The organism is Haloferax sp. KTX1 (assembly GCF_902410085.1).
GTDB lineage: Archaea > Halobacteriota > Halobacteria > Halobacteriales > Haloferacaceae > Haloferax > Haloferax massiliensis.
The window spans coordinates 1-446 of record NZ_CABPRH010000189.1 but is presented as its reverse complement, the minus strand read 5'-3'; the positions used below and the strand labels follow the sequence as shown (position 1 = coordinate 446).

Genomic DNA, 446 nt, shown 5'->3' with positions numbered 1-446 from the left:
GTCTAATATCGATGCCGGCGATGGCGATATCGAACTCGAAAAAGACCTCTCTTCGGATGATATCGCGGATGAGTACAGTCAGGACATTGCCGACGGTGTCGAGAACAGTGATGCGTTCAAGAACGTCAACAGTGAGAGAGGTGGCTCTAGTAGCGACATCGATGCGAAAGCGAACACTGAGGTAGAAATCAACGGACGGACGCTCAAGGACCCAGCAATCGAATCTAAAAACCTCGATCCGGACAGCGCTGAATTCTTCCGAAGAGACAACTGGAACGGGTTAAAAGAGAAGCTACGGACGCACGCAGTAGCAGGAGAAGATGAAATCGTGGTGGCCATGGATCAAGACTATATCGACGTGGAGGCTAATCGCCTTGGCGGGAGCAGTAGTTCGTCGTCCCGAGAGGTCCTGAGCAACAGACTAGAAAATGATATCGAAACAACCC

At 50.9% G+C, this 446-nt stretch carries 1 protein-coding gene; it reads left to right on the top strand.

Annotated features, from left to right (window positions below):
* Positions 1 to 446 (top strand): hypothetical protein (locus tag FY251_RS22760; RefSeq protein ID WP_187367489.1); only part of this gene is annotated, 446 nt, incomplete at both ends.